Origin of the sequence: Ralstonia mojiangensis (assembly GCF_023955645.1) — a bacterium.
Taxonomy (GTDB): Bacteria; Pseudomonadota; Gammaproteobacteria; order Burkholderiales; family Burkholderiaceae; genus Ralstonia; species Ralstonia mojiangensis.
Genome location: NZ_JAMXHU010000002.1, coordinates 292,427 through 316,291 on the forward strand (window position 1 = coordinate 292,427; position 23,865 = coordinate 316,291).

Below are 23,865 nucleotides of genomic sequence, written 5' to 3' on the forward strand. Positions count from 1 at the left end.
CAGCTCTATTTTTTTAAGAATCCAATCGATGTTGCCCGGCCCATGCTGCGCGGGCCGTCTCCTCAACCTTCTCAATCCTTAACCGACTACTGCCCGCACGATCAACAGCAGCACAACGATAAACATGACCGCCGCTAGAATGCCCGCGATGATCACGTGCACGGGATTCAACTGCGCCATGTCACGGTCATGATCGCGGCCCTTGCGCACACCGAAGAAGGACCAGAACACCGCCTTCATCGTCTGTGCGAATGATGCGCGTCGCTTGGTCGCTTCCTTCAGTTCGTCCATGTCCTCACGTTCCCTTGTTCGGCATCGCCGGCGCAATAGCCGACGGCGCGTGGATTTCAAAGAAAGTGTAGGACAAGGTGATCGTCTTCACGTCCTTGGGAAGATCCGGATCAATCACAAACACCACCGGCATCTCGCGTGATTCGTTGGCCGTCAGCATCTGCTGCTTGAAACAAAAACACTCAATCTTTTTGAAGAACTCGGTTGCCTGCTTGGGCGCGTAACTTGGGATGGCCTGCGCCTCGACCGTACGCCCCTCCTTGTTCACCACCTCGTAGACGATCTGGTTGATCTCGCCGGGGTGCACATCCATGCTGTTCTTGACGGGGCGGAAGCGGAACGGCCCTTGGCTGTTCGAATCGAATTCCACCGTGATCGTGCGCGTCTTGTCGACCTGCGAATTGCGCAGCGCGCCGCCATCTTCATCCCGTGTGTTCAACACGTTGATGTTCGTAAGCTCGCAGATCTTTTTGTACAGCGGCACCATCGCGTAGCCGAAGCCGAACATGATCACGACCACAACGGCCAGCTTGCCGAGCATGGACCGGTTGAGGCCGCGCTCGAGGGCTTTGTCGTTTTGGGTCGGATCCGGCTGCGCCGGTGTCTGGCTCATAGAGGTCTCGCGAAATCTCGGTTCAGCGACCAGCGCGTCGCCTGCCCGGCTAACCGCCGAACACCACGCGCTTGAAAATCACACCCAGAAAGAAAACCAACGCGATCGTGCCGAGGATGAGCCCCAGGCGACGATTGGCTGCGCGTTGCTCGGGTGTTGGGCTTTTTTCTGGATTCGACATCGTTGTCCGGAGGATCGCGGGGCCGGCACCAGTATTGGCAAGCCGCCCCGCGACACCTGCATTACTTCACGTGCGGCGGTTCTTCAAAGGTGTGGAACGGCGCCGGCGACGGCACGGTCCACTCCAGGCCTTCCGCGCCATCCCACGGCTTGTCGGCAGCCTTCTCGCCACCGCGGTACGACGGGAGCACCACGAAGAAGAAGAAATACACCTGCATCAGGCCAAAGCCCAGGGCTCCGATCGACGCCACGGCATTGAAGTCGGCAAACTGCTGCGGGTAGTCAGCATAGCGGCGCGGCATGCCAGCCAGGCCCAGGAAGTGCATCGGGAAGAACGTGAGGTTGAAGGTGATCATCGAACCCCAGAAGTGGATCTTGCCGCGCGTCTCGCTGTACATATAGCCCGACCACTTCGGACCCCAGTAGTAGAAGCCCGCGAACAGTGCGAACAGCGAGCCGGCCACCAGCACGTAGTGGAAGTGCGCCACCACGTAATACGTGTCCTGCAGTTGGATGTCGATCGGGGCCACGGCCAGGATGAGGCCCGTGAAGCCGCCCACCGTGAACACGAAGATGAAGCCGATCGCAAACAGCATGGGCGTCTCGAACGTCATCGAGCCGCGCCACATCGTCGCCACCCAGTTGAAGATCTTCACGCCGGTCGGCACCGCAATCAGCATCGTCGCGTACATGAAGAACAGCTGGCCGGTAACGGGCATACCGGTCGTAAACATGTGGTGAGCCCACACGATGAACGACAAGATGGCAATCGACGCCGTGGCATACACCATCGAGCTGTAGCCGAACAGCGGCTTGCGCGCGAAGGCCGGCACGATCTGGCTGACGATACCGAACGCCGGCAAGATCATGATGTACACCTCGGGGTGCCCGAAGAACCAGAAGATATGCTGGTACATCACCGGGTCACCACCGCCTGCAGCCGAGAAGAAGCTCGTGCCGAAGTGGCGGTCGGTCAGCACCATGGTGATCGCACCCGCCAGCACCGGCATCACAGCAATCAAAAGGTACGCCGTGATCAGCCACGTCCAGCAGAACATCGGCATCTTCATCAGCGTCATGCCGGGCGCACGCATGTTCAGGATGGTCACGATGATGTTAATCGCGCCCATGATCGACGATGCGCCCATGATGTGGATCGCGAAAATCGCCATGTCCATGCCCGGGCCCATCTGCACCGACAACGGTGCATAGAGCGTCCAGCCGGCAGCCGTGGCGCCACCCGGCGCGAAGAACGAGCCCACCAGCAGCATTGCCGCGGGCGGCAACAGCCAGAAGCTGAAGTTGTTCATCCGCGCAAAGGCCATGTCGGACGCGCCGACCTGCAGCGGGATCATCCAGTTCGCAAAGCCCACGAAGGCCGGCATGATCGCGCCGAACACCATGATCAGGCCGTGCAGCGTGGTGAACTGGTTGAACAGCTCCGGATGGAAGAACTGCAAGCCGGGCTGGAACAGCTCAAGGCGGATCAGCAGGGCCAGCGTGCCGCCCGAAAGCAGCATCATGAAAGAGAACAGCAGGTACAGCGTACCGATGTCCTTGTGGTTGGTCGCAAACAGCCAACGGCGCCAGCCGTGCGGATGGTCGTGCGCGTGGTCGTCTCCATGACCGTGCGCGTGATCTTGCGGGTGCGTAACAGCGGTGCTCATCGAGGAACTCCTAGGGTTCGGTTCGTCACGCAGACGATCAATCAGCCAGCGTTGCGGTCTTCGGCCGCATTCGCTTGTTGGGACGCCACCTTGCCGGCGGATTCAGTTGCAGCGGTCTTGGCGCCGCCGCCTTCGGGCATCTTGCCGCCGCGCGCATCCTTCACTTGCGTCGGCTGCAGCAGGTCACCGGTATGGTTGCCCCAGTGGTTGCGCTCGTAAGTGATGACGGAAGCGATTTCGACGTCGTTCAGTGCCGAAGCCCAGGGCGGCATGGCGCCCTTGCCGTGCAGCACGATGCCAACGTGGTCAGCCAGCGGGCCATTGGCGATCTTCGAACCATCAAGCGCCGGGAACGGACCGCCGCCCTTGCCGTTCGGCTGATGGCAGACCGCGCAGTTGGCGGTGTAGACCTTCTCGCCGCGCGACTTCAGCTCTTCAAGCGTGTAGGTCTTGTTCGGGTCATCGGCCTTGGCGGCCATTTCCTTTTTCTTGCCGTCGACCCACTTGGTGTAATCGTCCTGCGAAAGCACGCGCACGACGATCGGCATGAACGCATGTTCCTTGCCGCACAGTTCAGCGCACTGGCCGCGATACACGCCGACCTTCTCAGCCTTGAACCATGCGTCGCGCACAAAGCCCGGAATCGCATCCTGCTTCACGCCAAACGCCGGAATCATCCACGAATGGATCACGTCGTTGGCGGTGGTGACGATGCGCACCTTGCGATTGACCGGCACGACCAGTTCATTGTCGACTTCGATCAGATACGTGTTCGACTTGGGCGCCTGATTGTTGATCTGGTCACGCGGTGTGGTCAGCGTGGAGAGGAACGAGATACCCTCGCCTTCGCCCTTCAGGTAGTCGTAACCCCACTTCCACTGGTAGCCGGTGGCCTTGATGGTGAGGTCGGAATTGGTGGTGTCCTTCATTGCGACCACAGCCTTCGTGGCCGGCAGCGCCATCCCGATCACGATCAGGAACGGCACGATGGTCCAGATGATTTCAACCGTGGTGCTTTCGTGGAATGTCGCCGGTTTGTGGCCGACCGACTTACGGTGCTTGAAAATGGAGTAGAACATCACCCCGAATACACCGATGAAGATCACGATACAGATGATCAGCATCATCCAGTGCAGCCAATGGATCTCGGCGGCGATCTTGGTGACCGGAGGCGCGAGATTGAGCTGCCGCACTGCGGGGCCGCCCGGCATGTCTTCCACTGCCAGGGCCGTTTGACTGAGGGCGAGGAGAGAGCCTGCCGCCAGCAAACTTGCCAATGTCTTATTCAACATTTTCATTTTTTATCTACCCAATTGACAGATTCCACTCTGCCCCGGTGCGCGGCTCATGAGACCTGGGTTGGTTGCCCGTGTCCCAAACACCGGGAAAGCTCGTCCGCAAGCTTGCGCCGCCTGACGCTCACCTGCTAGATCACGAGCCGGCCGTCTTCCAGCCAGACTTGCCCGTAATCGGAGGCGTGGCGGGCATAGTACAGCAATGCCCATCCGAGAATCGCGACCACCAGCCCCGCGTCAGGCAACACCAATCACGCGCGTTGCCAGACAGAAAACCAAGCGATTACGAACGGGGGAATGACGACCAAGGGGATGGACCAGCCAACCTGGCGGGTTGAAAGCGAGCAGTTTCGCTTCATGAGCCAGTTCTTGCGCGGCGATTCCGAGATGGTGGACGCGCCGCATGCTGGGTGGAGCGCGGTTTCAATGTCGTGCATTGAACCACTCCTGCCTCGGATGCATACCCGAACGGTTCGCCCGTGGCAAAAAACGGGATAGGCCTTTGGGGGGACTGCTGCGACAAACTGGCGCATTATATGGCCGCGATTGACCCCAAACAAGGTAAAGCGCCTTTATGCAAGTCCCGGCTTGACAAGGTGCGCCAATGCCGTTTTCGCATTAAAAACATCTCAGGCGCGCGGTTTGCGGCCGATCTGATCGATCGAAATCATGGCTCTCCCCTCCTCGTCCAACGCCTGCCGCTGAGTCGGCGCAAGCTTCCAGGCGTGGCCGTAAACGATTTCGAAGGTGAGCGGTATCAGTCCGTCGGGATTGCGTTGCGCATCAAGTGCGTCGAATAGCCGCTGGCGCCAGCGCGGCGTGTGTAGACCGGCGCCAGCAAGGCTGCGGCCTGCTTCGTCCGTCAAGCCAGCCATACCGCCAAGCAAATGCACATCGGCCAGCAGGGCCTGCGGCGTTTCGTAGGTGATTGTGAGCTGCTCCATGTCCATGACGGGCGTGGACCAACGGCTATGCACCAGCATGTCGCCAATGTCGTGCATATCGACAAAGCGCAGCGTGTGGACACCCGCGTCGATGCCAGCCAGGGCGCTGCGCAGCTCGCGCAAGGTATCGGGACCGAACAGGCTGAACATCAGCAGGCCGCCTTCCGTGGTGACGCGATGCCATTCCGGAAAGATCGCGTGCGGCGCCGGGTCCCAGTGCAGCGCTAGGTTCGACCACAGCAGATCGAATGACGCGCCGGCAAACGGCAGCGCGCGGAAATCCGCCTGGACAAAATCAAAGACCGGTCGCTTCTTCAGCAGCCGGCCGAGCCAACCCGCATCGGTGCGCTGCGGATCAAGTTTCTGCGCTTGCGCCAGCATGGCGGACGACCAGTCGATCCCGCAGATCTGTGCGTCCGGATATTGCGCGCGCAGTACCGCCAGGCCTTGTCCCAGGCCGCACCCCAAATCCAGCGCACGCGCGGGCGTGGCTTTGATGTAGGACAGCCGGTCCTGCATGCGACTGCCCACTTCGCGCAGCAGGAAATCCACGTCGGCGAAACGCGCGGCGCGGCGATCAAAGGCGCGCCGCAAGGCGGCAGGACGGGCAAGAGCGGGATCAGACATCGACAAGGCGGGACGGAATACTGCGGTTGCCAAGTATACCGGCCCGCAGTTTGAGGCGCCGTCCGATAGCGCAGTGGCCGCAAATCGGCTTGGATAGTGGCTTTTTGCATGCATAAACACGCGTTATCGGCATGGTTTCGCGCCGGCCTGCGTCATCTGTTGCCGTGCGCCTGCGCGCTTTGCGGCGCAGTGCAGGGCGGCCTGGTGTGCACAGGCTGCATGGGCGACCTGGCCCCGCAGTTGCACAGGCGGCGCTGCATCCAATGCGCCATTGCGCTGGAGGCGCGGCACGCCGCCCGACATTGCCGCACTTGTTTAGCCGGTGCGCCCGACTTTGATGCGACCGTCGTCATTGCCGACTACGACTGGCCGCTTGACCACCTTGTCACCGGATTGAAATTTCGGGCGCAATTGCCGTTGGCGGCTTGGCTGGCGGACCAATTGGGCAACGCACTCGCCGCTGCGCCGGGCGACCGGCCGGACGTGCTGCTGCCAGTGCCGCTTTCGCCGGCCCGCCTCCGCTCGCGCGGCTACAACCAGGCGTGGGAGGTTGCCCGCCGGATCGCCCGCCAATTGGACATTTCGGCCCACGCCGGCGCCCTGCACCGTGTGCGCGACAACCCCGCGCAGGCCACGCTGCACCGCACCGAGCGGCTGACCAACCTGCACGGCGCATTCGTTGTCGCCGAGCCTGGGCGCATCGCGGGGCGCCACATCGGCGTCGTCGACGATGTGATGACCACCGGCACGACCCTCGGCGAGATCGCCACACAACTCAAACGCGCCGGCGCCACCCGCGTCACCAACGTTGTCGCCTTGCGCACGCCCTGATTCCGTGCTTATGCGACATTGTGTCGCGCCGCTTATGCAAAGCTGTGGCGGGGTGACAACCCTTCCCAATGTGGATAAGCTCGCCGCCGAAATTCCTCCTGCCGCCAGACCATGTTCAACGTCGTCCTTGTCGAGCCCGAAATCCCGCCCAACACGGGCAATGTGATCCGCCTGTGCGCCAACACGGGTGCGCAGCTGCATCTGATCGAACCGTTGGGTTTTCCGCTCGAAGATGCCCGCATGCGCCGCGCGGGGCTCGACTATCACGAGTACGCGACGATGCGTGTGCATGCCGATTGGGACGCCTTCCTGCGCGATGCGCAGCCCGATCCCACGCGCATGTTCGCGCTCACCACGCGCGGCTCGACGCCGTTTGCCAGCATGGCGTTCCAGCCGGGCGACTGGTTTGTCTTCGGATCGGAAACGCGCGGATTGTCGGAAGAGCGGCGCGAGTGGTTTCCTGCTTCCCAGCGGATTCGCCTGCCGATGCGGCCGGACAACCGCAGCCTGAATCTATCGAACACCGTGGCGGTGGTGGTGTTCGAAGCGTGGCGGCAAAACGGATTCGCGGGCGGCGCCTGAGCCGGACGCCACCCTTGGTTGGTGCGTGACTAGCGCGCCGATTCGGATTTGGCGTCGCGCTGCAGTAGACGCTCGACCGCTTTCGCAGCGGGAAGCCCTTCGAACAGGACTTCGCAGACGGTAAAGGTGATCGGCATGTCCACGCCCTTGGCACGCGCCAGTGCTGCCACGGCCCGCGCGCAACGTACGCCTTCCGCAACGTGACCGAGGCTGTGCAGGACGTCGTCGAGCGTACGGCCCTGCGCTAGCTGCATCCCAACCGTGCGATTGCGCGACAGATCGCCGGTGGCGGTCAGCAGTAGATCGCCCATGCCGGTCAGCCCCATAAATGTTTCTGGCCGGCCGCCCAGCGCCAAGCCCAGGCGCGTCATCTCGGCCAGCCCGCGCGTGACCAGTGCGGCGCGTGCGTTCAGCCCCAGGCCCAGGCCGTCTGCGGCGCCTGTCGCAATGGCTAGCACGTTCTTGACGGCACCGCCCACTTCCACGCCGACGAGGTCGTCGCTTGCGTACACGCGCATCGCGTGATGATGAAAGCCGCGCTGCGTGAGCTTGCACAGTGTCTCGCTGGTCGAGGCGACGGTCATGGCGCACGGCAAACCCTGCGCGACTTCCTTGGCGAAACTCGGCCCCGACAGCACACCGACAGCAAGGTCGGTACGGCCCGACGCCTTCAGCACGTCGGCGACGATGGCGTGCGGCAGTGCGCTGGTCTCGGGGTCGAAACCCTTGCATAGCCAGATCACGTTGCGCACACCGCCGTGCGCGGCGATCGTGCGCGCCAGGTCAGCCAGCCCGGCAACAGGTGAAGCGATAACGGCGAGTCCGTCGTGGCCTGCCGCATGATCGAGCGCGGCTTGCAAGTCAGCAGAAAAATGCAACGACGCCTGCAGTGTCATGCCCGGCAAATACGTCGCGTTGATGTGCGTGGCGGCCATTTGCGCGACGAGGTTCGCGTCACGCCCCCACAGCACGACATCGTGCGATTGCGCGGCGTGGCTGGCCAGGGCAGTGCCCCAGGCACCGGCACCCAAAACGGAAATTCGCATGCGCGTGTTCAACATCGGTCAGGCAAAGGTCGAGCAACAGGTCGGGCAAAAAAAAAGCCCGCGCAAGCGTGCGGCTGGCGCGGGCCTCTGGCGCAGTGCGCCTCGTACTTAGTGGGTGGCCTTCGAGCCGTCCGGCATCACCAGACCAGCGCCGCCGGCTTGGCCTTGCTGCTCCATGGCAGAGGCCAGGCGTTGTTCGTACAGCGCCTGGAAGTTGATCTCGGCCAGGTGGATCGGCTGGAAACCGGCGCGACCGATGGTGTCGGCAATGTTCGAGCGCAGGTACGGGTACACGATGGTCGGGCAGGCGATGCCCAGCAGCGGGTCCATCTGTTCGGCCGGCACGTTGCGGATATCGAAGATGCCCGCTTGCTTGGCTTCCACCAGGAACGCGACCTTCTCTTGCACCTTGGTCGTCACCGTACCGATGACGGTCACTTCAAACACGCCTTCAGCCAGTTGCGAAGCGGCGACGTCCACCTGCACTTCCACAGACGGCTGTTCCTGCTCGAGGAAGATGTGCGGCGAGTTCGGTTGTTCCAGCGACAGGTCCTTCAGATAGACGCGCTGGATGTTGAAGAACGGCTGGCCATCCTGGCCCGGTTGCTGCTGTTGCTGGTCGCTCATGACTCGCCTTCAAATGGGATGTGGTCGGTGCTTGGCGGAAGCGTCCGCCGCGCAAGACGCGTATGGTACATGACCAAATGGAGCCCGCTATGAGAGCCGGCCCAAAAGTACAACGCCCGGTCTAAGCCGGGCGTTTTTGTGTGGTGCGCAGGTCGCCAGATCGGGCCGCCGAATCAGGCAGCCAGCAACGGAACCAAGCCACCCTCGCGGTCCAGCGCAGACAGATCATCGAAGCCGCCGATGTGACGCTCGTCGATATAAATCTGTGGAACCGTGCGGCGATTCGTGCGCGTCATCATCTCTTCGCGCTTGCCGGGTTCGCGATCGATCAGGATCTTCTCGATCTGCTCGACACCGCGTTGCTTCAGGAGTCGTTCCGCTGCCACGCAATAGGGGCAGACGGTGGTGCTGTACATGACCACGTGCGCCATAACTTCAACCTCGTATCTTTATTTCACAACCGGAAGGCCGGCTTGTTGCCAGGCGGCCAATCCGCCCTCGAGCGAATACACCTCACTGTAACCGGCCTGCTTCAGGACTGCTTGGGCCCGCCCAGCACGCTGGCCGGTCTGGCATACGAGGATGATGGGGGTCTCTTTGTTCTTTGCAAGCCCGGCGGCCTTGCCTGCAAGTTCCCCGAGCGGCGCGTGCTTGGCTTGCGGCAGATGGCCGGCGGCGTATTCACCGCTTTCACGCACATCCACCACCACGGCATTGCGGCGATTGATGAGCTGGGTGGCCGCCGAAGCACCCACCTTGGCACCGCCGCCGCCCGCGATGCGGCGCTGGATGGGCGCCCAGAGCAGCAGCAGACCCGAAACGATGGCGACGGCAAGCAGTGCGAGGTTGTTGTAATCGGCGAAGAACTTCACGGTATCGGTTTCCTGGGATGGGTCGGGCAAGTCTACTGGGCGAACATCAGCCGAACGATTCGGGGGCCCAATGCCCGCGGCATTATAAAATAGTCGGTTTCAGCGGCTGCACGATGACGTACGACACGTCGCCGCAGCCGCGCGCAGGTTTTCTCACTTCTCATCATGGCAGTCATGCATAAGCTCGTCCTCATCCGCCACGGCGAATCGACGTGGAATCTGGAGAACCGCTTCACCGGCTGGGTCGACGTCGACCTGACCGACACGGGCGTCGCCCAGGCCCGCCAAGGCGGCAAACTGCTGCGCGAAGCTGGCTTCACGTTCGATCTGGCCTATACCTCGGTGCTCAAGCGCGCGATCCGCACGCTCTGGCATGTGCAGGACGAAATGGACCTGATGTGGATCCCGACTCGCAACGAATGGCGTCTGAACGAGCGCCACTACGGCGCGCTGTCGGGCCTGAACAAGGCCGAAACCGCCGCGCAATATGGCGACGAGCAAGTCCTGGTATGGCGCCGCAGCTACGACACGCCGCCGCCCGCGCTGGAGCCCGGCGCCGACAACGACGCTTTCGGCAACCCCCGTTACGCGGGCCTCACGCGCGAGCAGGTGCCCCTGACCGAATGCCTGAAGGACACCGTCGCGCGCGTGATGCCGCTGTGGGATGAATCGATTGCACCGGCCATCAAGAGCGGCAAGCGCGTGGTGATCGCCGCGCACGGCAATAGCATCCGCGCGCTGGTGAAGTATCTGGACGGCATTTCCGACGCAGACATCGTCGGCCTGAATATCCCCAACGGCACGCCACTTGTGTATGAGCTGGACGCCAACCTCAAGCCGATCCGCCATTACTACCTGGGCGACCAGGAAGCGATTGCCGCTTCGCTCGCGGCGGTGGCCAGCCAAGGCAAGTCGAAATAAACCGTAACGGGCGCTGCGGCACTCCAACGCCTTTATACTGTCGAAGCCTGTAGCCCGGGATGTGCGCGAGCCGTCCCGGGCCATGTTTATCTACTGTTCCCACGTCCACGCTCGACACATGCGAACTTCGCTCAAGAACATCAGCTTGATCGCCATCGGCCTCGTCACCGGGGTTCTGGCGACGCTCCAGCTCTCCGCCACTGCGCAAAACGCGACGGTCGGCCCGCTCCCGCTGGAGAAGCTCAGGCTCATGGCGGACATCTTTGGCCAGATCAAGCGTGAATATGTCGAGCCCGTGGACGACGACAAGCTGCTGACCGAAGCCATCAAGGGCATGGTCGCCAGCCTCGACCCGCATTCGGCCTACCTGGACAAGAAGGACTTCCAGGAACTGCAGGAAGGGACCCAGGGCCGCTTCGCCGGTCTGGGCATCGAGATCTCGCAGGAAGAGGGCCTGGTCAAGGTCATCAATCCAATCGAAGACACTCCGGCGTTCCGCGCCGGCGTGCAGCCGGGCGACCTGATCACCCGCATCGACGATAAGCCCGTGCGTGGCATGCCGCTGGAGCAAGCCGTCAAGCGCATGCGCGGCGCGCCAGGCACCAAGGTCACGCTCACGATCTACCGCAAGAAGGAAGAGCGCACGTTCCCGCTGACCATCACACGCGCCGAGATCCAGGTGCAGTCGGTCAAGGCCAAGCTGCTGGACAACGGCATCGCGTGGGTGCGCATCACGAGCTTCCAGGAACGCACCGTTCCGGACCTGGCCAAGAAGCTCAATGACCTGGCCAAACAGGACGCGCACCTCAAGGGTGTGATCCTGGATCTGCGCAACAACGGGGGTGGCGTGCTGCAAGCTGCGGTTGGCGTGTCGGCTGCGTTCCTGCCGCCGGACGTGACGGTGGTATCGACAAACGGCCAGGTGCCGGATGCCAAGCGCACGTACAAGGCGACCTTCGCCAACTACCGCTTGAGCAACTTCGACTCCGATCCGCTGGTCGGTCTGGACCCCGAGTTCAAGACCGTGCCGATCATTGTGCTGACCAACGCCTACACGGCTTCGGCCTCTGAAATCGTGGCTGGTGCGCTGCAGGATCATCACCGCGCCAAGACGATGGGCAAGACGACGTTCGGCAAGGGCTCGGTGCAGACCGTACGTCCGCTGTCGAACGACACCGGCATCAAGCTGACGATCGCGTACTACTACACGCCGTCTGGCAAATCGATCCAGGCGAAGGGCATCCGCCCGGATATTCCGGTTGACCAGAACCCGGACGGCGACCCGGACGATGCGCTGATCACGCGCGAAATCGACACCGAACGCCACCTGCATAACAAGCAGGAATCTGAAGAAGCCGAGATGACCGAGCGCGAAAAGCGCCGCGTTGAAGAGTTGCGTCGCCTGGAAGAGGAAAACGCCAAGAAGACGCCTGAGCAGCGCGAGAAGGAGCGCAACAAGAAGCCGATCGAGTTCGGTTCGGCTGAAGACTTCATGCTGCAACAGGCCATCGCCGACCTGAAGGGTCAGCCGGTCAAGCGCTCGAAGTCTGTGCTGGAAGCCGCGGCAGCCGCGGTGCCGGACAAGGCGGTGAAATCGCCGGCGGCCAAGGAATCGAGCGCCCCGGCCAAGCTGCCGAAGGGCAAGGCTGCGCCGGCCTCCGAGCCGGCCGCTCCGAAACCCAATGTTCCGGCCAGCGGCGTGCAGCCTGCACCGGAGCCCACCGGCGCCCGTTAAGACACGGGCCGGCAAACACTGGCAAACTTACAAGGCCGTGCACTGCACGGCCTTTTTCATTGCACCACCATGAACGACGATCAACTGCTGCGGTACTCGCGCCATATCCTGCTCGACGAAATCGGCATCGAGGGGCAGACGCGCCTGATTGAGAGCCACGCGCTCGTCATTGGCGCGGGCGGACTGGGCGCGGCAGCCCTGCCCTATCTGGCGGCGGCCGGCGTGGGCACGCTCACCATCGTCGACGACGACACGGTGGACTTGACGAATCTGCAACGCCAGATCATCCACACAACGGAATCGGTCGGACAACCGAAGGTGGCATCGGCCCAGGCGGCCATTGCCCGACTGAATCCGGACGTGCGCGTGAATGCGTTACAGCGCCGGCTCGATGCCGACGCCATTGGCGCGCTGCTTCAAGGCGTGAGCGTGGTGCTGGACTGCTCCGATAACTTTGGCACCCGCCAGGCTACCAACCTTGCCTGCGTGCGGGCTGGGGTGCCGCTGGTGTCGGGCGCCGCCATCCGTTTTGACGGGCAGATCAGCGTGTTTGACAGCCGCGACGGCGGCCCCTGCTACGCGTGCCTGTTCCCACCCGACGAGCCCGCGCCCGAGGTCGCGTGCGCAACGATGGGCGTGTTCTCGCCGCTGGTGGGCATGGTGGGTACAGTGCAGGCTGCTGAGGCGCTGAAACTGATCGCGGGTATCGGTCAATCGCTTGCCGGTCGCCTGCTGATGCTCGATGGTCTATCGATGGAATGGACGACGATGCGCATCGCGCGCCAGCCGTCATGCCCGGTCTGCGGCGGAGCGCACTGAGACGCCCGAAACCGTGCAACAAAAAAGGAGGCCAAGGCCTCCTTCTTTTTCGTCGGTTGACGAGGCTTACTCGCCCTCGGGCTCCATCTGCGATTGCAGATAGTTCTGGATGCCGACCTTATCGATCAACTCGAGTTGCGTTTCCAGCCAGTCGATGTGCTCTTCGGTGTCGTCCAGGATGTCGACCAGAATTTCGCGGCTGACGTAGTCCTTCACCGATTCGCAGTAAGCGATGCCCTCGACCACGGTGCCGTGTGCGGCGCGCTCCAGCTTCAGGTCGCACTCGATGATCTCTTTCGTGTCCTGGCCGATGAAGATCTTGCCCAGGTCCTGCAGGTTAGGCAGGCCGTCGAGCATCAGGATCCGCTCGATCAGGCGATCGGCATGCTTCATCTCACCGATCGACTCCTTGTACTCGTGGTCCCCAATGCGCTTGAGCCCCCAGTGGCCGTACATGCGCGCGTGGAGGAAATACTGGTTGATGGCGGTCAGCTCGTTCTTGAGCTGGGCGTTCAGATATTGGATGACCTTCTTATCGCCTTTCATTCTTGGGGCTCCAGCAAAGTGCAACTGCGGTGATGGACGCACGCACGCGTCCGTTCAAGGCGAGCCCTTTGCCTGACCAGCAAGCAACAAATGCCGCCGAGGCTCAACGCCTGGGCGGCAATTCGCGGCGACAGAAAAAGACGGGGGGAATCAGGCAGCCAATGCTCCAGGCACAATGGCCTGATCGTTGGCAACGGGCTCGTCGCGACGCTCGATTATGGCATGCGTGCTGGCACGGCCCAAAATCTGATCGACGGGGACGCAACTCACCGCTTCGGCAAGCACCTGCTTGGCGCAGTCCCGGCATTGTCCACAGCAGGTGCCCACGCCGAGCGTTTCGGCGAGTTCGTCCATCGTCGACACGCCCAGACGGGCGGCGCCATGGATTTCGCGGTCGGTCACTTGGTTGCAGATGCAGACGTACACGGGATTCCTCCGCAGCGTTCAGAACACGCTGTAAAACCAGAATAACAGAGAATAGAAATGAGAACAATTCTTGTTCGACCCCATTCTGAGCGGAGGGTCATGCAGGTGTACGCAAGCCGTCTTTTCAGAGAAAGACGTGAAATTTCAATCACTTATGGAAGCTACACCTTAGGAAAGCGATGCGCCGGCGCGACACTCGGTACGGCCGGCGCTTTGAGGACGCGCGACTCAGGCCCGTGCCAGCGCGCCCAGCGCTTCCTCGATTTCGGCTGGTTCGCAGGCGTGCAGCAGGCGGTCCGCTTCGCGCATCAGGCGAGGGCGGTCCGAGCGCAGGATCTGCTGCTTGACGCTCAGCAGTTGCGACGGATGCATCGAGAATTCGGTCAGGCCCATGCCCAGCAGCAGGCGCGTCATGGAAGCGTCCCCCGCCATCTCGCCGCACACTGAAACCGGCTTGCCCGCCTGATGCCCTTCGCGGATAGTGCGCGCAATCAATTGCAGCACCGCCGGATGCAGCGGGTCGTACAGATGCGCAACCGCGTTGTCGGCGCGGTCGATAGCGAGCGTGTACTGAATCAGGTCGTTCGTGCCGATCGAGAGGAAATCCATGCGGCGCAGGAACACCGGCAGGATCAGCACGGCGGCCGGAATCTCAATCATGGCGCCGACCTTGATGGTCGGGTCGTAGGCCACGCCATCGGCGTCGAGCGAGGCCTTGGCGCGTGCCAACAACTCAAGCGTTTGGTCGATCTCGCGGGCGTGCGCAAGCATCGGCACAAGAATCTTGATGGGCCCAAACGCAGACGCCCGCAACAGCGCGCGCAACTGCGTCAGGAACATTGCCGGCTCCGAGAGCGACCAGCGGATCGCGCGCAAACCAAGCGCCGGATTCGGCGCGGTCTCGAACACGTCGTCGCGGATGTCCAGCGGCTTGTCAGCCCCGATGTCGATGGTCCGGATCGTGACGGGCAGGCCCATCATCGATTCAACGGCGGTGCGGTACGCGCGAAACTGCTCTTCCTCGTCGGGCAGCGCGCCCCGGCGGTTCATGAACAGGAACTCGGAGCGGAAGAGGCCCACGCCCACGGCACCGGCTTTGACGGCCGCGGCCGCATCTTCCGGCATCTCGATGTTTGCGTGCAGATCGATTTGCGTACCGTCGAGCGTGACGGTGGGCGTATGGCGCAGGCGTTCGAGGCGCTTTTTTTGCAATTCGCCTTCGCTGCGGCGGTGGCGGTATTCCTCGAGAATGGACGCGCTCGGATCGACGATGACGATGCCGTTGTCGCCATCAATGACGACGATGTCGTCCTGGCGAATCAGCGTGCTAGCGTTATGAACACCCACGGCCGCCGGAATATCGAGGCTACGCGCCACGATGGCGGTGTGCGAGGTGCGACCGCCCAGGTCGGTCACAAAGCCAGCGAAGGTTTGGCCGCGGAACTGCAGCATGTCGGCCGGCGCAATATCGTGCGCCACGACGATCATCCCAGCATCCGGATCGCAACCCACCGCCACCGGCGCAGGCGCCAACGCGGGCGCGCCGGCCAGCACCTTCAGAATCCGTTCGACCACCTGCTCGATGTCGGCCTTTCGCTCGCGCAGGTATTCGTCTTCGATTTCGCCGAACTGGCGGATCAGTTCTTCAAGTTGCGTTGTGAGCGCCCACTCTGCGTTGTAACGCCGCTGGCGAATCAACGTCTCCGGCACCTGCGAGAGCAACGCGTCATCCAAAATCATCGCGTGCACATCGAGGAAGGCGCCCATCTCTTCGGGCACATCGGTGGGCAGATCGCGCTTGAGCGCAGCCAACTCGGCACGCACGGTAGCGCGGGCACTGCGCAAACGCTCGACCTCGGCGTCGACCTTGTCTTCGTCGACCAGGTAATGCGACACATCGAGCGCCGCGCGCGCCAGCATGTGAGCGCGGCCGATGGAGATGCCGCGCGAGACCGGAATACCGTGCAGGGTAAAAGGCATAGACGCTGGCCGGAGCGGCGTTGAAGTGGAGTGCGGCTGGGAGGGGTTATTCGCCTTCGCCGAAGCGGTCATTGATGAGCGCGACGAGACCATCCATGGCATCGTGCTCGTCGGGGCCGTCGATCTCCAGCGTGACGGTGGAGCCGATGCCCGCGGCCAGCATCATCACGCCCATGATGCTCTTGGCGTCGACCTGACGGCCGTTGCGCGACATCTTGATCTGGCTGTCGAACTTGCTGGCGAGCTGCGTGAGTTTGGCGGAGGCCCGGGCATGCAGCCCGAGCTTATTGATGATGGTGATATCCCTCTGCAGCATATTTGTCTGGATGATTGGCAACCTGGTTCTGAACGGCTGTCGAGCCGACCTGCAGTACGCCTTGCGCGCCGCCGGCCAGAGCCTTGGCGGCAAGTTGTTCGAGTTTTTCGGAGCGATAGCAGATGGCGCGCACGAGCATCGGCAGGTTTACGCCGGCCAGCACGCGCACGCGGCCCGGATCGGCCAGGCGCGAGGCGATATTGGCGGGCGTGGCCCCGAAGATGTCGGTCAGCACCAGTGCGCCGTTGGCTTCAATGAGTTCGGCGAGCTTGTCGCGCGCCTGAGCCAGCACGGCAGCCGGCTCGGCATCGGGCAGGACATCGATTGCGCCCAGCCGCTCAGGCTGACCGCAATAGACGTGTGCAGCGCAATCGCGCAGTGCGCTAGCCAGCGGCGCATGAGCGATGATCAGAATCCCTGCCATGATCGAAAAGCGAATCGGTATAACGCTGATTGTATCAGGGCCATTTGGCGCAATTGTGCGGCCGTGTGCCGAACCTCCCCCTTGTGGAGGACCCTCGGCAGAGGGGCCATGCCTCCAAATCAGGCGGGCTTGCGCCCCAGTCCGCTGTTCTTGCCGGCGGCGCGCTCGAGTGCATCGATGAACATTCCGGCCACATTGAAGCCCGTCTGCTGGGTGATTTCCTGGAAGCACGTCGGGCTGGTGACGTTGACCTCGGTGAGGTAATCCCCAATGACGTCCAGGCCGACAAGCAGCAGACCGCGTTGCCAGAGCACGGGCGCAAGTGCATGCGCAATCACCTGATCACGCTCGGACAGCGGCTGAGCCTTGCCCGTCCCGCCAGCCGCCAGATTGCCGCGGACCTCGCCGGCCATCGGCACGCGTGCCAGTGAATGCGGCACCGGCGAACCGCCGATCAGGAGAATGCGTTTGTCGCCCTCGCGGATGGCAGGAATGTACTGCTGAGCCATGATCGTGCGTGCGCCGTTGTCGGTGAGCGATTCGATGACCGCCCCGAGGTTCATGCCGTCCGGCCCCACGCGGAAGATACCCGCACCGCCCATGCCGTCGAGCGGTTTGAAGATGACGTCGCCCTGCTCCGCGTGAAATTCGCGCAGGCGCTTGGCATCGCGCGACACGACGGTCGGCACGGTGAACTCGCGGAACTGCGCGATGGCGAGCTTCTCCGAATGATCACGAATCGCCTGGGGCTTGTTGAACACGCGCGCGCCCTGCCGCTCGGCAATCTCCAGCAGCCATGTGCTGGTGACGTACTCCATGTCGAACGGCGGGTCCTTGCGCATCAGCACCGCGTCAAAGCCGGTGAGCGGTAGCAGGCGCGCATCGCCGGCGCGATACCAGTCGTGCTCGTCGCCGGTCAGGGCGATAGGCGTGGCAACGGTTTCCACCACGTTGTTCGCCAGCGTGAGCTGCGACTGCAGGCACGTGTAGATGGCGTAACCGCGCGCCGCCGCCTCGCGCATCATCGCAAAGGTGGAATCCTTGTAAGTCTTGAACGTCGACAGCGGATCGACGATGAACAGGATGCGCATGGCGGTTCCTTCTGCAGCGGGGTACGGCCGATCAGATCAGCGGGTTCGGGTCGGTCTTCTCAAGCTCGAGCGAGGCAGCCAGCAGCGCCAGGCGCGCCACCACACCGTACATATAGAAGCGGTTCGGCTCGCCGGCGCCCGGCTTGGCATGGCTGTCCGGCAGCGAATTCGACGCAAACGGCAGCGGCACGAAATGCATGCCCGGCGCGTTGAGATTCTCGTCCACGCCACGACCCGTGTGAACCCGGTAGAAACCTCCCACCACATAGCGGTCGATCATATAGACGACGGGCTCGGCCACAGCTTCGTTGATCTTCTCGAAGGTGTGCACGCCTTCCTGCACGATCACCTCGGAAACCTCCAGGCCCTCCTTGACCACGCTCATCTTGTTGCGCTCCTTCCGATTGAGGCCCTTGACCTCGGACGGATCGCGCACGGTCATCACGCCCATGCCATAGGTGCCGGCGTCGGCCTTGACCACCACGTATGGGGTCTCGGTCACGCCGTATTCCTTGTACTTCTTGGCGGTTTTCTTGAGCACCGTCTCCACGGCGTGAGCCAGTTCTTCCTCGCCGGCACGCTCATGGAAGTCCAGCCCGCTGCATTTGGTGAAGTACGGGTTGACCATCCACGGGTCGATGTCGATCAGCTTGGCGAACTTCTTCGCCACTTCGTCGTAGGCGGCAAAGTGGTTGGTCTTGCGACGCTGCGACCAGCCGGCATGTAGCGGCGGCAGCAGATACTGCTCGTTGATGTTCTCGAGGATGGGCGGCACGCCGGCTGACAGATCGTTGTTCAGCAAAATCGAGCACGGATCGAAATCTTCCATACCCAAGCGGCGGCCCTTGGTACCGATGCGCTTGATCGGTTCAACCACCAGGCGTTGCCCATCGGGTAAGTCGATCGGCGTCGGCTCGGTGATGTCTTCGGAGAGCGAGCCGAGACGCACATTCAACCCCGCTTGGCGCATGATCTGCGACAGGCGCGCCACGTTCTGCAGGTAGAACATGTTGCGCGTATGGCGCTCGGGGATCAGCAAGAGGTTCTTGGCGTCCGGGCAAATCTTTTCGATGGCGGCCATGGCGGCCTGCACGGCCAGCGGCAGCATCTCGGGCGCAAGGTTGTTGAAGCCGCCAGGGAACAGGTTCGTGTCGACCGGCGCCAGCTTGAAGCCGGCATTGCGCAAATCGACGGAACAGTAGAACGGCGGCGTGTGTTCCTGCCACTCCAGGCGGAACCAGCGTTCGATGGCGGGCGTGGCGTCAAGAATCTTCTGCTCGAGCTCGAGCAGCGGCCCGTTCAGCGCGGTGATCAAGTGCGGAACCATACCCTTCCTATTGATGTTATTTATCGCCCGCTCCGATTGTAGAGGAACAGGCAATAGCTTGCAGACGACAGCGGGCTATCGATATGCGGTCAGGAAAGAGGATTCGCAAGAGGCGAAGTGCGGCGGTGCAGCAAACCACACAAAAAGGCGGACAAAAAAAAAGCGCGGGGCTGCCGCGCTTGGGGAATAGCCTGACAGATACGGGGAGCGTTCTGCAGGTGGAGGAAACCACGTCTGCAATGTAAGCGTCCGCATAACGAGAGGCAATTGAAGGTTTTTTACATCGGACTTAAGGACGTCCAGCTCAGGGGCGACGGAACAAAAAACCCGGCACGCAGCCGGGTCTTTTGCAAGGTGAGTGAGCGGATCAGTCTTCGTAGGCGGTTTCGCCGTGGGACGTGATGTCCAGACCCTCGCGCTCCTCTTCTTCCGGCACGCGCAGGCCAACAATGGCATCGACGATCTTGTACGAAATGAACGCCACCACTGCGGACCAGATGACCGTGGTCACCACGCCCTGGAACTGGATCCACAGCTGGCCGCCGATCGAGTAATCATCTGCAACCTTGTTGGCGACATAGTCGTAGATGCCGGTGCCGCCGAGGCTCGGTGCCGCGAACACGCCAGTCAGCAGCGCGCCAAGGATACCGCCCACGCCGTGCACGCCGAACACGTCCAGCGTGTCGTCCATGCCCAGCATGCGCTTGAGGCCGTTCACACCCCACAGGCACAGCAGGCCGGCGATGATGCCGAGCGCGATCGAACCCATCGGACCGACAAAGCCGGCAGCCGGCGTGATGGCCACCAGGCCAGCCACGGCGCCGGATGCGGCACCCAGCATCGACGGCTTGCTCTTGCCGAACCACTCGCCGAAGCTCCACGACAGCACGGCTGCGGCGGTTGCCAGCAGCGTGTTGACGAAGGCCAGCGCGGCGCTGCCGTTGGCTTCCAGGGCCGAACCGGCGTTGAAGCCGAACCAGCCGAACCACAGCAGCGAGGCACCGACCATCGTCAGCGTCAGGCTGTGCGGCTTGAGCGCCTCACGGCCAAAACCGATGCGCTTGCCGAACAGGAAGGCGCCCACCAGACCCGCCACAGCAGCGTTGATGTGCACCACGGTACCGCCCGCAAAGTCCAGCGCGCCCTTCTGGAACAGCCAGCCCGACTTAGCGGTCATCACCTCGGCCGCCTTGGCGTCGGTAAAGCCGTCCGGACCCGGCCAGAACCAGACCATGTGCGCGATCGGCAGGTAGCTGAAGGTGAACCACAGCACCACAAACAGCAGGACAGCCGAGAACTTCGCACGTTCGGCGAAGGCGCCGATGATCAGCGCGCACGTAATCGCCGCAAACGCGCCCTGGAAAGCGAAGTACGCGTATTCCGGCACCACCACGCCTTTGCTGAAGGTGGCAGCGACCGAATCCGGCGTCAGCCCCTTGAGGAACAGACGATCAAGCCCGCCGAAGAAAGCGTTGCCTTCAGTGAACGCGAAGCTGTAGCCGTAGACAGCCCACAGGATGATGATGAGCGAGAAGATGCCCATGCACTGCATCAACACCGACAGCATGTTCTTCTTGCGCACCAGGCCGCCGTAGAACAGCGCCAGACCCGGCAGCGTCATCAGAATGACGAAGGCGGTGGAGATCAGCAGCCACGCCGTGTCGCCCTTGTTGGGGACGGGCGTAGCGGCGGCGGGCGCAGCGGCAGCCGGAGCAGCGGCGGCGGCAGGCGCTGAAGCCGGGGCAGCGGCAGCCGGTGCGGCAGCGGCCGGCTCGGAAGCGGCAGCCGCGGCAGCCGGCGCCGAAGCTTCAGCCGCCGGCTTGTCCTGTGCAACGGCCGGCGCCGATACCACGGCGCCTGCGAGCACGGCAGCGACGGCCCCAGCCGTCAGGAATCGTGTGAACCAGGTTTTCATGTTTTGACCTCTTCCTTGGCGGATTGGGGCTTATAGGGCGTCGCCGCCGGTCTCACCGGTGCGGATGCGGATGACTTGTTCAACCTCGGCCACGAAGATCTTGCCGTCGCCAATCTTGCCGGTGCGGGCAGATTTTTCGATGGCCTCGACGGCGCGTTCGACCACGTCGTCGGGCACGGCCACTTCGATCTTTACTTTAGGCAGGAAGTCGACGATGTACTCCGCGCCGCGGTAAAGCTCGGTATGACCCTTCTGGCGTCCGAAGCCTTTGACTTCCGTGACGGTAATGCCCGACACACCGACTTCGGACAATGCCTCGCGGACCTCGTCGAGCTTGAACGGCTTGATGATGGCCATGATGAGTTTCATGCTGGTTGCTCCTCGGTCGGCGGCACCGGAGCGCCGCCGCGCATCGTTATTGGAAAGTCTTGGTGATCGACAGCAGGGCCGTGGCCTTGCCCATGTAGTTGCCGCGCGTGTTCGTATAGAACGCGCGCGAAGCGTTCGTATCGATGTAGGCCAGCGATGCCGCCCAGCCGTTGCCGAAGTCTTTCGTCACACCGACCTTCCAGTCGGCATATGAGGCGCGCACGGTCTGATGCGGCACTTGCTGGTAGCCAGCATGCAGGTTCAGCGTCAGGCCCCAGAAGCCGGTGTCGAAGTTGCCCGACAGATCGAAGTACTGGCTGTGATGCGAATCAGGCGTGCCGAACAGGTTCGAAAACGCGTGCGAATACTTGAACGTGACCGGGCCGTAGCCGATCTGGGCATAGCCTTCGGTCGTGTGCGGACGCGTGAAGCCGTCGGGGTAGCTGCCGGGGTAGTAGTACTGGAGCACGCCCACGTCGATCGGCACGTCCTTGATGATCTCGGTCTTGTAGCCGCCGTAGAAGTCCATCTCGATCGGCGCGGACACGTTCGAGTTCGAATCGCTCAGCCAGCTGATCGAGGAGTTCCAGTTACCGACGTAGAAGCCTTCAGGCAGCACACCGCCAGGAATGGCGTAGTCGAAACCGCCCTGGATGGCCGGCTTGTTGTTGGTCTGCATGATGCCGCGGTAGCGGTATTGGCTGGCCAGTGTGACGTTGGCCGTGAGTGCGGCCGGCGCGGGCGCCGGTGCGGCGGCCGGTGCATCAGCCGCGGGTGCGGACTGGGCGATGGCGGATTGGCTGACACCGGCAACGGCACCGGTCAGCAGTACCAGACTGGCTGCGTACGCAAACTTCTTCATAACGGCTCTCCCCCTTTAGACAGTCGCAACGGAATGGAAAAAAAATCGATCCAGTTCTGCAACTGTCATGCCATGTCGTTGTCACTGGACTGGAGGACGTCTTCGGTCCACGACGAGGGCTGCGCCATACCGCGAAAGCGGAGGAAATTGGGGACGGGTCACGCGTGACAACGCCGGCGGCCCGCCAACGGTTGCCGCAAGCGGGTTCCCCCATGGCGGCCCGCGCCGTCATGGCGCGATAAAAACCATGTGATAGAGTGATTTCAGCCCCATGCAGTCGCTCGCACGGCCGGGCGCGGAAACTGCGACGGCCCGTTCTGTCCCCGTTTGTATGGCGCCGCCAATGCCGCATCGCAGCGAGATTTGACGCAAGGTGTGCCGTTTAGAGCGCCCAGCCGGTACCATCGCGGCCGGCAGCACCGAAACCACGCGCCAGGCGCAGGCCTCCGCACCACGGCACAGCAATTTTCACGCACAGCTTCTGTGCATGCACCGGCTTGGCGCAGATAGCACGACCCACGGAGCAAACGACATGAAACCGACCGATCTCTTTTCCGACTTTCAAAACCGCGTCAGCGAAGCCCTGCGTAACTCGCCGGCGGCCGACATCGAAAAGAACGTCCGCGCGATGATGACCCAGGGCTTTTCCAAGCTCGACTTGGTCACGCGTGAGGAATTCGACGTGCAATCGCAAGTGCTGGCGCGGACGCGCGCGCGTCTGGAAGAACTGGAAACGCGCGTGGCCGCGCTGGAAGCCCAACTGAAGTCCGCTGCCCCGGCAGATCAGTAACCCGCGGCCCGGTGTTGCGCCGGGCACGCATCTGCGTGGCTGCTGTGCCGGCCGCCGCACCCCTGCTGCGGCGCACAGCGAAAAGATCCATATGCCGCCTTGTTGCGGCTGGCGAACTGATCTAGAACGTCCTTAAGACGCGCGTGCACCGCGCTTGAGGAGAAGATCATGCAGCATCGCCTCTACTTCCTGATGCCGGACGTCGTCAGTGCCCGGCGCGTAATGAACGACCTCCTGCTGGCGCGCATTACCGAGCGCCACATCCACTTCGTCTCCAGGCCCGGCGTCGATCTCACTGGCCTGCACGAGGCCAACATCCTCCAGACTTCGGACATCGTCCACGCCACCCAGAATGGGTTGGTGATCGGCGGGGGTGCCGGCGTGCTGGCGGGCATCGTGGCGGCCATCTTCCCGGTCATCGGCGAAGGACCGCAGTGGGGCATGGTCGGCATTACCACCGTGGTGGGCGCGCTCTTTGGCGCATGGGCCTCGAGCATGATCGGAAGCTCCGTGCCAAACAGCCGCCTCAAACCATTCAAGCAGGCAGTGGAGGATGGGCAGATCCTGCTGATGGTCGATGTGCCGCGCTCGCGTGTGAAAGAGGTACGTGCGCTGCTGCAGAAGACGCATCCCGAAGGCCACTTCAGCGGCGAAGACACGGCCATGCCGGCCTTCCCCTGAGTTGATCTGCCGACAACGAAGCCGGAGCCCAGCGCTCCGGTTTTTTTTGCCCGTTTCTCATGCCGACGACGATCGTCAAATTTGGATG

At 62.6% G+C, this 23,865-nt stretch carries 29 protein-coding genes; 7 read left to right on the forward strand and 22 right to left on the reverse strand.

What is annotated here, in order from left to right; all coding sequences use genetic code 11:
* Window positions 1–78: 78 nt before the first annotated feature.
* From NG898_RS08095 to NG898_RS08130, 8 genes are all read right to left on the reverse strand, one after another.
* Window positions 79–291 (reverse strand): DUF2970 domain-containing protein, encoded by a 213-nt coding sequence (locus NG898_RS08095; protein ID WP_024976749.1) that lies wholly within the window; start codon window positions 289–291, stop codon window positions 79–81.
* Between the two features lie 4 nt (window positions 292–295).
* Window positions 296–904, reverse strand: a complete 609-nt coding sequence (locus NG898_RS08100) for a cytochrome c oxidase assembly protein (protein WP_252691858.1) — start codon at window positions 902–904, stop codon at window positions 296–298.
* 49 nt (window positions 905–953) lie between these two features.
* Window positions 954–1,085, reverse strand: a complete 132-nt coding sequence (locus NG898_RS08105; protein WP_009277177.1) for a cytochrome oxidase small assembly protein — start codon at window positions 1,083–1,085, stop codon at window positions 954–956.
* Between the two features lie 61 nt (window positions 1,086–1,146).
* Window positions 1,147–2,751 (reverse strand): cytochrome c oxidase subunit I, encoded by a 1,605-nt coding sequence (gene ctaD, locus NG898_RS08110; RefSeq protein ID WP_252691859.1) that lies wholly within the window; start codon window positions 2,749–2,751, stop codon window positions 1,147–1,149.
* 41 nt (window positions 2,752–2,792) lie between these two features.
* Window positions 2,793–4,049, reverse strand: a complete 1,257-nt coding sequence (coxB, locus tag NG898_RS08115; protein ID WP_252691860.1) for a cytochrome c oxidase subunit II — start codon at window positions 4,047–4,049, stop codon at window positions 2,793–2,795.
* Between the two features lie 128 nt (window positions 4,050–4,177).
* Window positions 4,178–4,297, reverse strand: a complete 120-nt coding sequence (locus NG898_RS08120) for a DUF2244 domain-containing protein (RefSeq protein WP_252691861.1) — start codon at window positions 4,295–4,297, stop codon at window positions 4,178–4,180.
* Complete coding sequence (locus NG898_RS08125; RefSeq protein ID WP_252691862.1) at window positions 4,298–4,483, reverse strand: hypothetical protein; 186 nt, start codon at window positions 4,481–4,483, stop codon at window positions 4,298–4,300. It lies immediately after the preceding gene.
* A gap of 192 nt (window positions 4,484–4,675) precedes the next feature.
* Window positions 4,676–5,617, reverse strand: a complete 942-nt coding sequence (locus tag NG898_RS08130) for a methyltransferase domain-containing protein (RefSeq protein WP_252691863.1) — start codon at window positions 5,615–5,617, stop codon at window positions 4,676–4,678.
* Between the two features lie 108 nt (window positions 5,618–5,725).
* Here NG898_RS08130 and NG898_RS08135 point away from each other — a divergent pair, with 108 nt between their 5' ends.
* Both NG898_RS08135 and trmL read left to right on the forward strand, forming a co-directional pair.
* Entirely contained in the window at window positions 5,726–6,448 is a 723-nt protein-coding gene (locus tag NG898_RS08135; protein WP_252691864.1) for a ComF family protein, read from the forward strand.
* Window positions 6,449–6,559: 111 nt separating this feature from the next.
* The gene (gene trmL / locus NG898_RS08140) at window positions 6,560–7,030 is read left to right on the forward strand and encodes a tRNA (uridine(34)/cytosine(34)/5-carboxymethylaminomethyluridine(34)-2'-O)-methyltransferase TrmL (protein WP_092973485.1); all 471 of its coding nucleotides are present in this window, start codon (window positions 6,560–6,562) and stop codon (window positions 7,028–7,030) included.
* A 29-nt stretch (window positions 7,031–7,059) separates the two neighbouring features.
* Here trmL and NG898_RS08145 read toward each other — a convergent pair whose 3' ends face one another.
* From NG898_RS08145 to NG898_RS08160, 4 genes are all read right to left on the reverse strand, one after another.
* A complete protein-coding gene (locus NG898_RS08145) occupies window positions 7,060–8,076 on the reverse strand; it encodes an NAD(P)H-dependent glycerol-3-phosphate dehydrogenase (protein ID WP_252691865.1) in 1,017 nt (338 codons plus the stop codon).
* A gap of 108 nt (window positions 8,077–8,184) precedes the next feature.
* Entirely contained in the window at window positions 8,185–8,703 is a 519-nt protein-coding gene (gene secB, locus NG898_RS08150) for a protein-export chaperone SecB (RefSeq protein WP_252691866.1), read from the reverse strand.
* A gap of 173 nt (window positions 8,704–8,876) precedes the next feature.
* Complete coding sequence (gene grxC, locus NG898_RS08155; RefSeq protein ID WP_004633497.1) at window positions 8,877–9,134, reverse strand: glutaredoxin 3; 258 nt, start codon at window positions 9,132–9,134, stop codon at window positions 8,877–8,879.
* A gap of 18 nt (window positions 9,135–9,152) precedes the next feature.
* Window positions 9,153–9,575: a rhodanese-like domain-containing protein gene (locus NG898_RS08160; protein ID WP_092973487.1), complete on the reverse strand. Its 423-nt coding sequence runs from the start codon at window positions 9,573–9,575 to the stop codon at window positions 9,153–9,155.
* A gap of 174 nt (window positions 9,576–9,749) precedes the next feature.
* Between NG898_RS08160 and gpmA the strand changes: the two genes are divergently transcribed.
* From gpmA to NG898_RS08175, 3 genes are all read left to right on the forward strand, one after another.
* Window positions 9,750–10,496, forward strand: coding sequence for a 2,3-diphosphoglycerate-dependent phosphoglycerate mutase (gpmA, locus tag NG898_RS08165; protein WP_024976760.1), 747 nt, complete (start codon window positions 9,750–9,752; stop codon window positions 10,494–10,496).
* A gap of 118 nt (window positions 10,497–10,614) precedes the next feature.
* Window positions 10,615–12,231 carry a S41 family peptidase gene (locus tag NG898_RS08170; protein WP_252691867.1) on the forward strand — a complete coding sequence of 539 codons (1,617 nt, stop codon included), beginning with the start codon at window positions 10,615–10,617 and terminating at the stop codon, window positions 12,229–12,231.
* Window positions 12,232–12,300: 69 nt separating this feature from the next.
* Window positions 12,301–13,050: a HesA/MoeB/ThiF family protein gene (locus NG898_RS08175; RefSeq protein ID WP_252691868.1), complete on the forward strand. Its 750-nt coding sequence runs from the start codon at window positions 12,301–12,303 to the stop codon at window positions 13,048–13,050.
* 66 nt (window positions 13,051–13,116) lie between these two features.
* Here the strand turns inward: NG898_RS08175 and bfr are convergent, their stop codons facing one another.
* The 10 genes from bfr to NG898_RS08225 form a co-directional block, all read right to left on the reverse strand.
* The gene (gene bfr / locus NG898_RS08180; RefSeq protein WP_004637092.1) at window positions 13,117–13,596 is read right to left on the reverse strand and encodes a bacterioferritin; all 480 of its coding nucleotides are present in this window, start codon (window positions 13,594–13,596) and stop codon (window positions 13,117–13,119) included.
* Window positions 13,597–13,746: 150 nt separating this feature from the next.
* Window positions 13,747–14,022 (reverse strand): (2Fe-2S)-binding protein, encoded by a 276-nt coding sequence (locus NG898_RS08185; RefSeq protein WP_252691869.1) that lies wholly within the window; start codon window positions 14,020–14,022, stop codon window positions 13,747–13,749.
* Window positions 14,023–14,250: 228 nt separating this feature from the next.
* Complete coding sequence (gene ptsP, locus NG898_RS08190; protein ID WP_252691870.1) at window positions 14,251–16,002, reverse strand: phosphoenolpyruvate--protein phosphotransferase; 1,752 nt, start codon at window positions 16,000–16,002, stop codon at window positions 14,251–14,253.
* A 46-nt stretch (window positions 16,003–16,048) separates the two neighbouring features.
* Window positions 16,049–16,318 (reverse strand): HPr family phosphocarrier protein, encoded by a 270-nt coding sequence (locus NG898_RS08195; RefSeq protein WP_004637085.1) that lies wholly within the window; start codon window positions 16,316–16,318, stop codon window positions 16,049–16,051.
* Window positions 16,287–16,742 (reverse strand): PTS sugar transporter subunit IIA, encoded by a 456-nt coding sequence (locus NG898_RS08200; protein ID WP_027678360.1) that lies wholly within the window; start codon window positions 16,740–16,742, stop codon window positions 16,287–16,289. The genes NG898_RS08195 and NG898_RS08200 overlap by 32 nt, the downstream gene beginning before the upstream one ends.
* Window positions 16,743–16,861: 119 nt before the next feature.
* The gene (gene gshB / locus NG898_RS08205) at window positions 16,862–17,833 is read right to left on the reverse strand and encodes a glutathione synthase (protein WP_252691871.1); all 972 of its coding nucleotides are present in this window, start codon (window positions 17,831–17,833) and stop codon (window positions 16,862–16,864) included.
* Between the two features lie 31 nt (window positions 17,834–17,864).
* Window positions 17,865–19,160, reverse strand: a complete 1,296-nt coding sequence (gene gshA, locus NG898_RS08210; protein WP_004637074.1) for a glutamate--cysteine ligase — start codon at window positions 19,158–19,160, stop codon at window positions 17,865–17,867.
* A gap of 367 nt (window positions 19,161–19,527) precedes the next feature.
* Window positions 19,528–21,075, reverse strand: a complete 1,548-nt coding sequence (locus NG898_RS08215) for an ammonium transporter (RefSeq protein ID WP_252691872.1) — start codon at window positions 21,073–21,075, stop codon at window positions 19,528–19,530.
* A gap of 30 nt (window positions 21,076–21,105) precedes the next feature.
* A complete protein-coding gene (locus NG898_RS08220; protein ID WP_027678364.1) occupies window positions 21,106–21,444 on the reverse strand; it encodes a P-II family nitrogen regulator in 339 nt (112 codons plus the stop codon).
* 46 nt (window positions 21,445–21,490) lie between these two features.
* On the reverse strand, window positions 21,491–22,306 hold the full coding sequence (locus NG898_RS08225) for a TorF family putative porin (RefSeq protein ID WP_252691873.1): 816 nt from the start codon (window positions 22,304–22,306) through the stop codon (window positions 21,491–21,493).
* Between the two features lie 532 nt (window positions 22,307–22,838).
* Here NG898_RS08225 and NG898_RS08230 point away from each other — a divergent pair.
* Window positions 22,839–23,096 carry an accessory factor UbiK family protein gene (locus tag NG898_RS08230; protein ID WP_004637064.1) on the forward strand — a complete coding sequence of 86 codons (258 nt, stop codon included), beginning with the start codon at window positions 22,839–22,841 and terminating at the stop codon, window positions 23,094–23,096.
* 168 nt (window positions 23,097–23,264) lie between these two features.
* On the forward strand, window positions 23,265–23,777 hold the full coding sequence (locus NG898_RS08235; protein WP_092973505.1) for a DUF1269 domain-containing protein: 513 nt from the start codon (window positions 23,265–23,267) through the stop codon (window positions 23,775–23,777).
* Window positions 23,778–23,865 lie beyond the last annotated feature (88 nt).

Excerpts from the sequence above, each read along its gene's own strand:
- NG898_RS08095 (WP_024976749.1), bottom strand. The coding sequence starts at position 291 with ATGGACGAACTGAAGGAAGCGACCAAGCGACGCGCATCATTCGCACAG.
- NG898_RS08100 (WP_252691858.1), bottom strand. The coding sequence starts at position 904 with ATGAGCCAGACACCGGCGCAGCCGGATCCGACCCAAAACGACAAAGCC.
- NG898_RS08105 (WP_009277177.1), bottom strand. The coding sequence starts at position 1,085 with ATGTCGAATCCAGAAAAAAGCCCAACACCCGAGCAACGCGCAGCCAAT.
- ctaD (WP_252691859.1), bottom strand. The coding sequence starts at position 2,751 with ATGAGCACCGCTGTTACGCACCCGCAAGATCACGCGCACGGTCATGGA.
- coxB (WP_252691860.1), bottom strand. The coding sequence starts at position 4,049 with ATGAAAATGTTGAATAAGACATTGGCAAGTTTGCTGGCGGCAGGCTCT.
- NG898_RS08125 (WP_252691862.1), bottom strand. The coding sequence starts at position 4,483 with ATGCACGACATTGAAACCGCGCTCCACCCAGCATGCGGCGCGTCCACC.
- NG898_RS08130 (WP_252691863.1), bottom strand. The coding sequence starts at position 5,617 with ATGTCTGATCCCGCTCTTGCCCGTCCTGCCGCCTTGCGGCGCGCCTTT.
- NG898_RS08135 (WP_252691864.1), top strand. The coding sequence starts at position 5,726 with ATGCATAAACACGCGTTATCGGCATGGTTTCGCGCCGGCCTGCGTCAT.
- trmL (WP_092973485.1), top strand. The coding sequence starts at position 6,560 with ATGTTCAACGTCGTCCTTGTCGAGCCCGAAATCCCGCCCAACACGGGC.
- NG898_RS08145 (WP_252691865.1), bottom strand. The coding sequence starts at position 8,076 with ATGCGAATTTCCGTTTTGGGTGCCGGTGCCTGGGGCACTGCCCTGGCC.
- secB (WP_252691866.1), bottom strand. The coding sequence starts at position 8,703 with ATGAGCGACCAGCAACAGCAGCAACCGGGCCAGGATGGCCAGCCGTTC.
- grxC (WP_004633497.1), bottom strand. The coding sequence starts at position 9,134 with ATGGCGCACGTGGTCATGTACAGCACCACCGTCTGCCCCTATTGCGTG.
- gpmA (WP_024976760.1), top strand. The coding sequence starts at position 9,750 with ATGCATAAGCTCGTCCTCATCCGCCACGGCGAATCGACGTGGAATCTG.
- NG898_RS08170 (WP_252691867.1), top strand. The coding sequence starts at position 10,615 with ATGCGAACTTCGCTCAAGAACATCAGCTTGATCGCCATCGGCCTCGTC.
- NG898_RS08175 (WP_252691868.1), top strand. The coding sequence starts at position 12,301 with ATGAACGACGATCAACTGCTGCGGTACTCGCGCCATATCCTGCTCGAC.
- bfr (WP_004637092.1), bottom strand. The coding sequence starts at position 13,596 with ATGAAAGGCGATAAGAAGGTCATCCAATATCTGAACGCCCAGCTCAAG.
- ptsP (WP_252691870.1), bottom strand. The coding sequence starts at position 16,002 with ATGCCTTTTACCCTGCACGGTATTCCGGTCTCGCGCGGCATCTCCATC.
- NG898_RS08195 (WP_004637085.1), bottom strand. The coding sequence starts at position 16,318 with ATGCTGCAGAGGGATATCACCATCATCAATAAGCTCGGGCTGCATGCC.
- NG898_RS08200 (WP_027678360.1), bottom strand. The coding sequence starts at position 16,742 with ATGGCAGGGATTCTGATCATCGCTCATGCGCCGCTGGCTAGCGCACTG.
- gshB (WP_252691871.1), bottom strand. The coding sequence starts at position 17,833 with ATGCGCATCCTGTTCATCGTCGATCCGCTGTCGACGTTCAAGACTTAC.
- gshA (WP_004637074.1), bottom strand. The coding sequence starts at position 19,160 with ATGGTTCCGCACTTGATCACCGCGCTGAACGGGCCGCTGCTCGAGCTC.
- NG898_RS08215 (WP_252691872.1), bottom strand. The coding sequence starts at position 21,075 with ATGAAAACCTGGTTCACACGATTCCTGACGGCTGGGGCCGTCGCTGCC.
- NG898_RS08220 (WP_027678364.1), bottom strand. The coding sequence starts at position 21,444 with ATGAAACTCATCATGGCCATCATCAAGCCGTTCAAGCTCGACGAGGTC.
- NG898_RS08225 (WP_252691873.1), bottom strand. The coding sequence starts at position 22,306 with ATGAAGAAGTTTGCGTACGCAGCCAGTCTGGTACTGCTGACCGGTGCC.
- NG898_RS08230 (WP_004637064.1), top strand. The coding sequence starts at position 22,839 with ATGAAACCGACCGATCTCTTTTCCGACTTTCAAAACCGCGTCAGCGAA.
- NG898_RS08235 (WP_092973505.1), top strand. The coding sequence starts at position 23,265 with ATGCAGCATCGCCTCTACTTCCTGATGCCGGACGTCGTCAGTGCCCGG.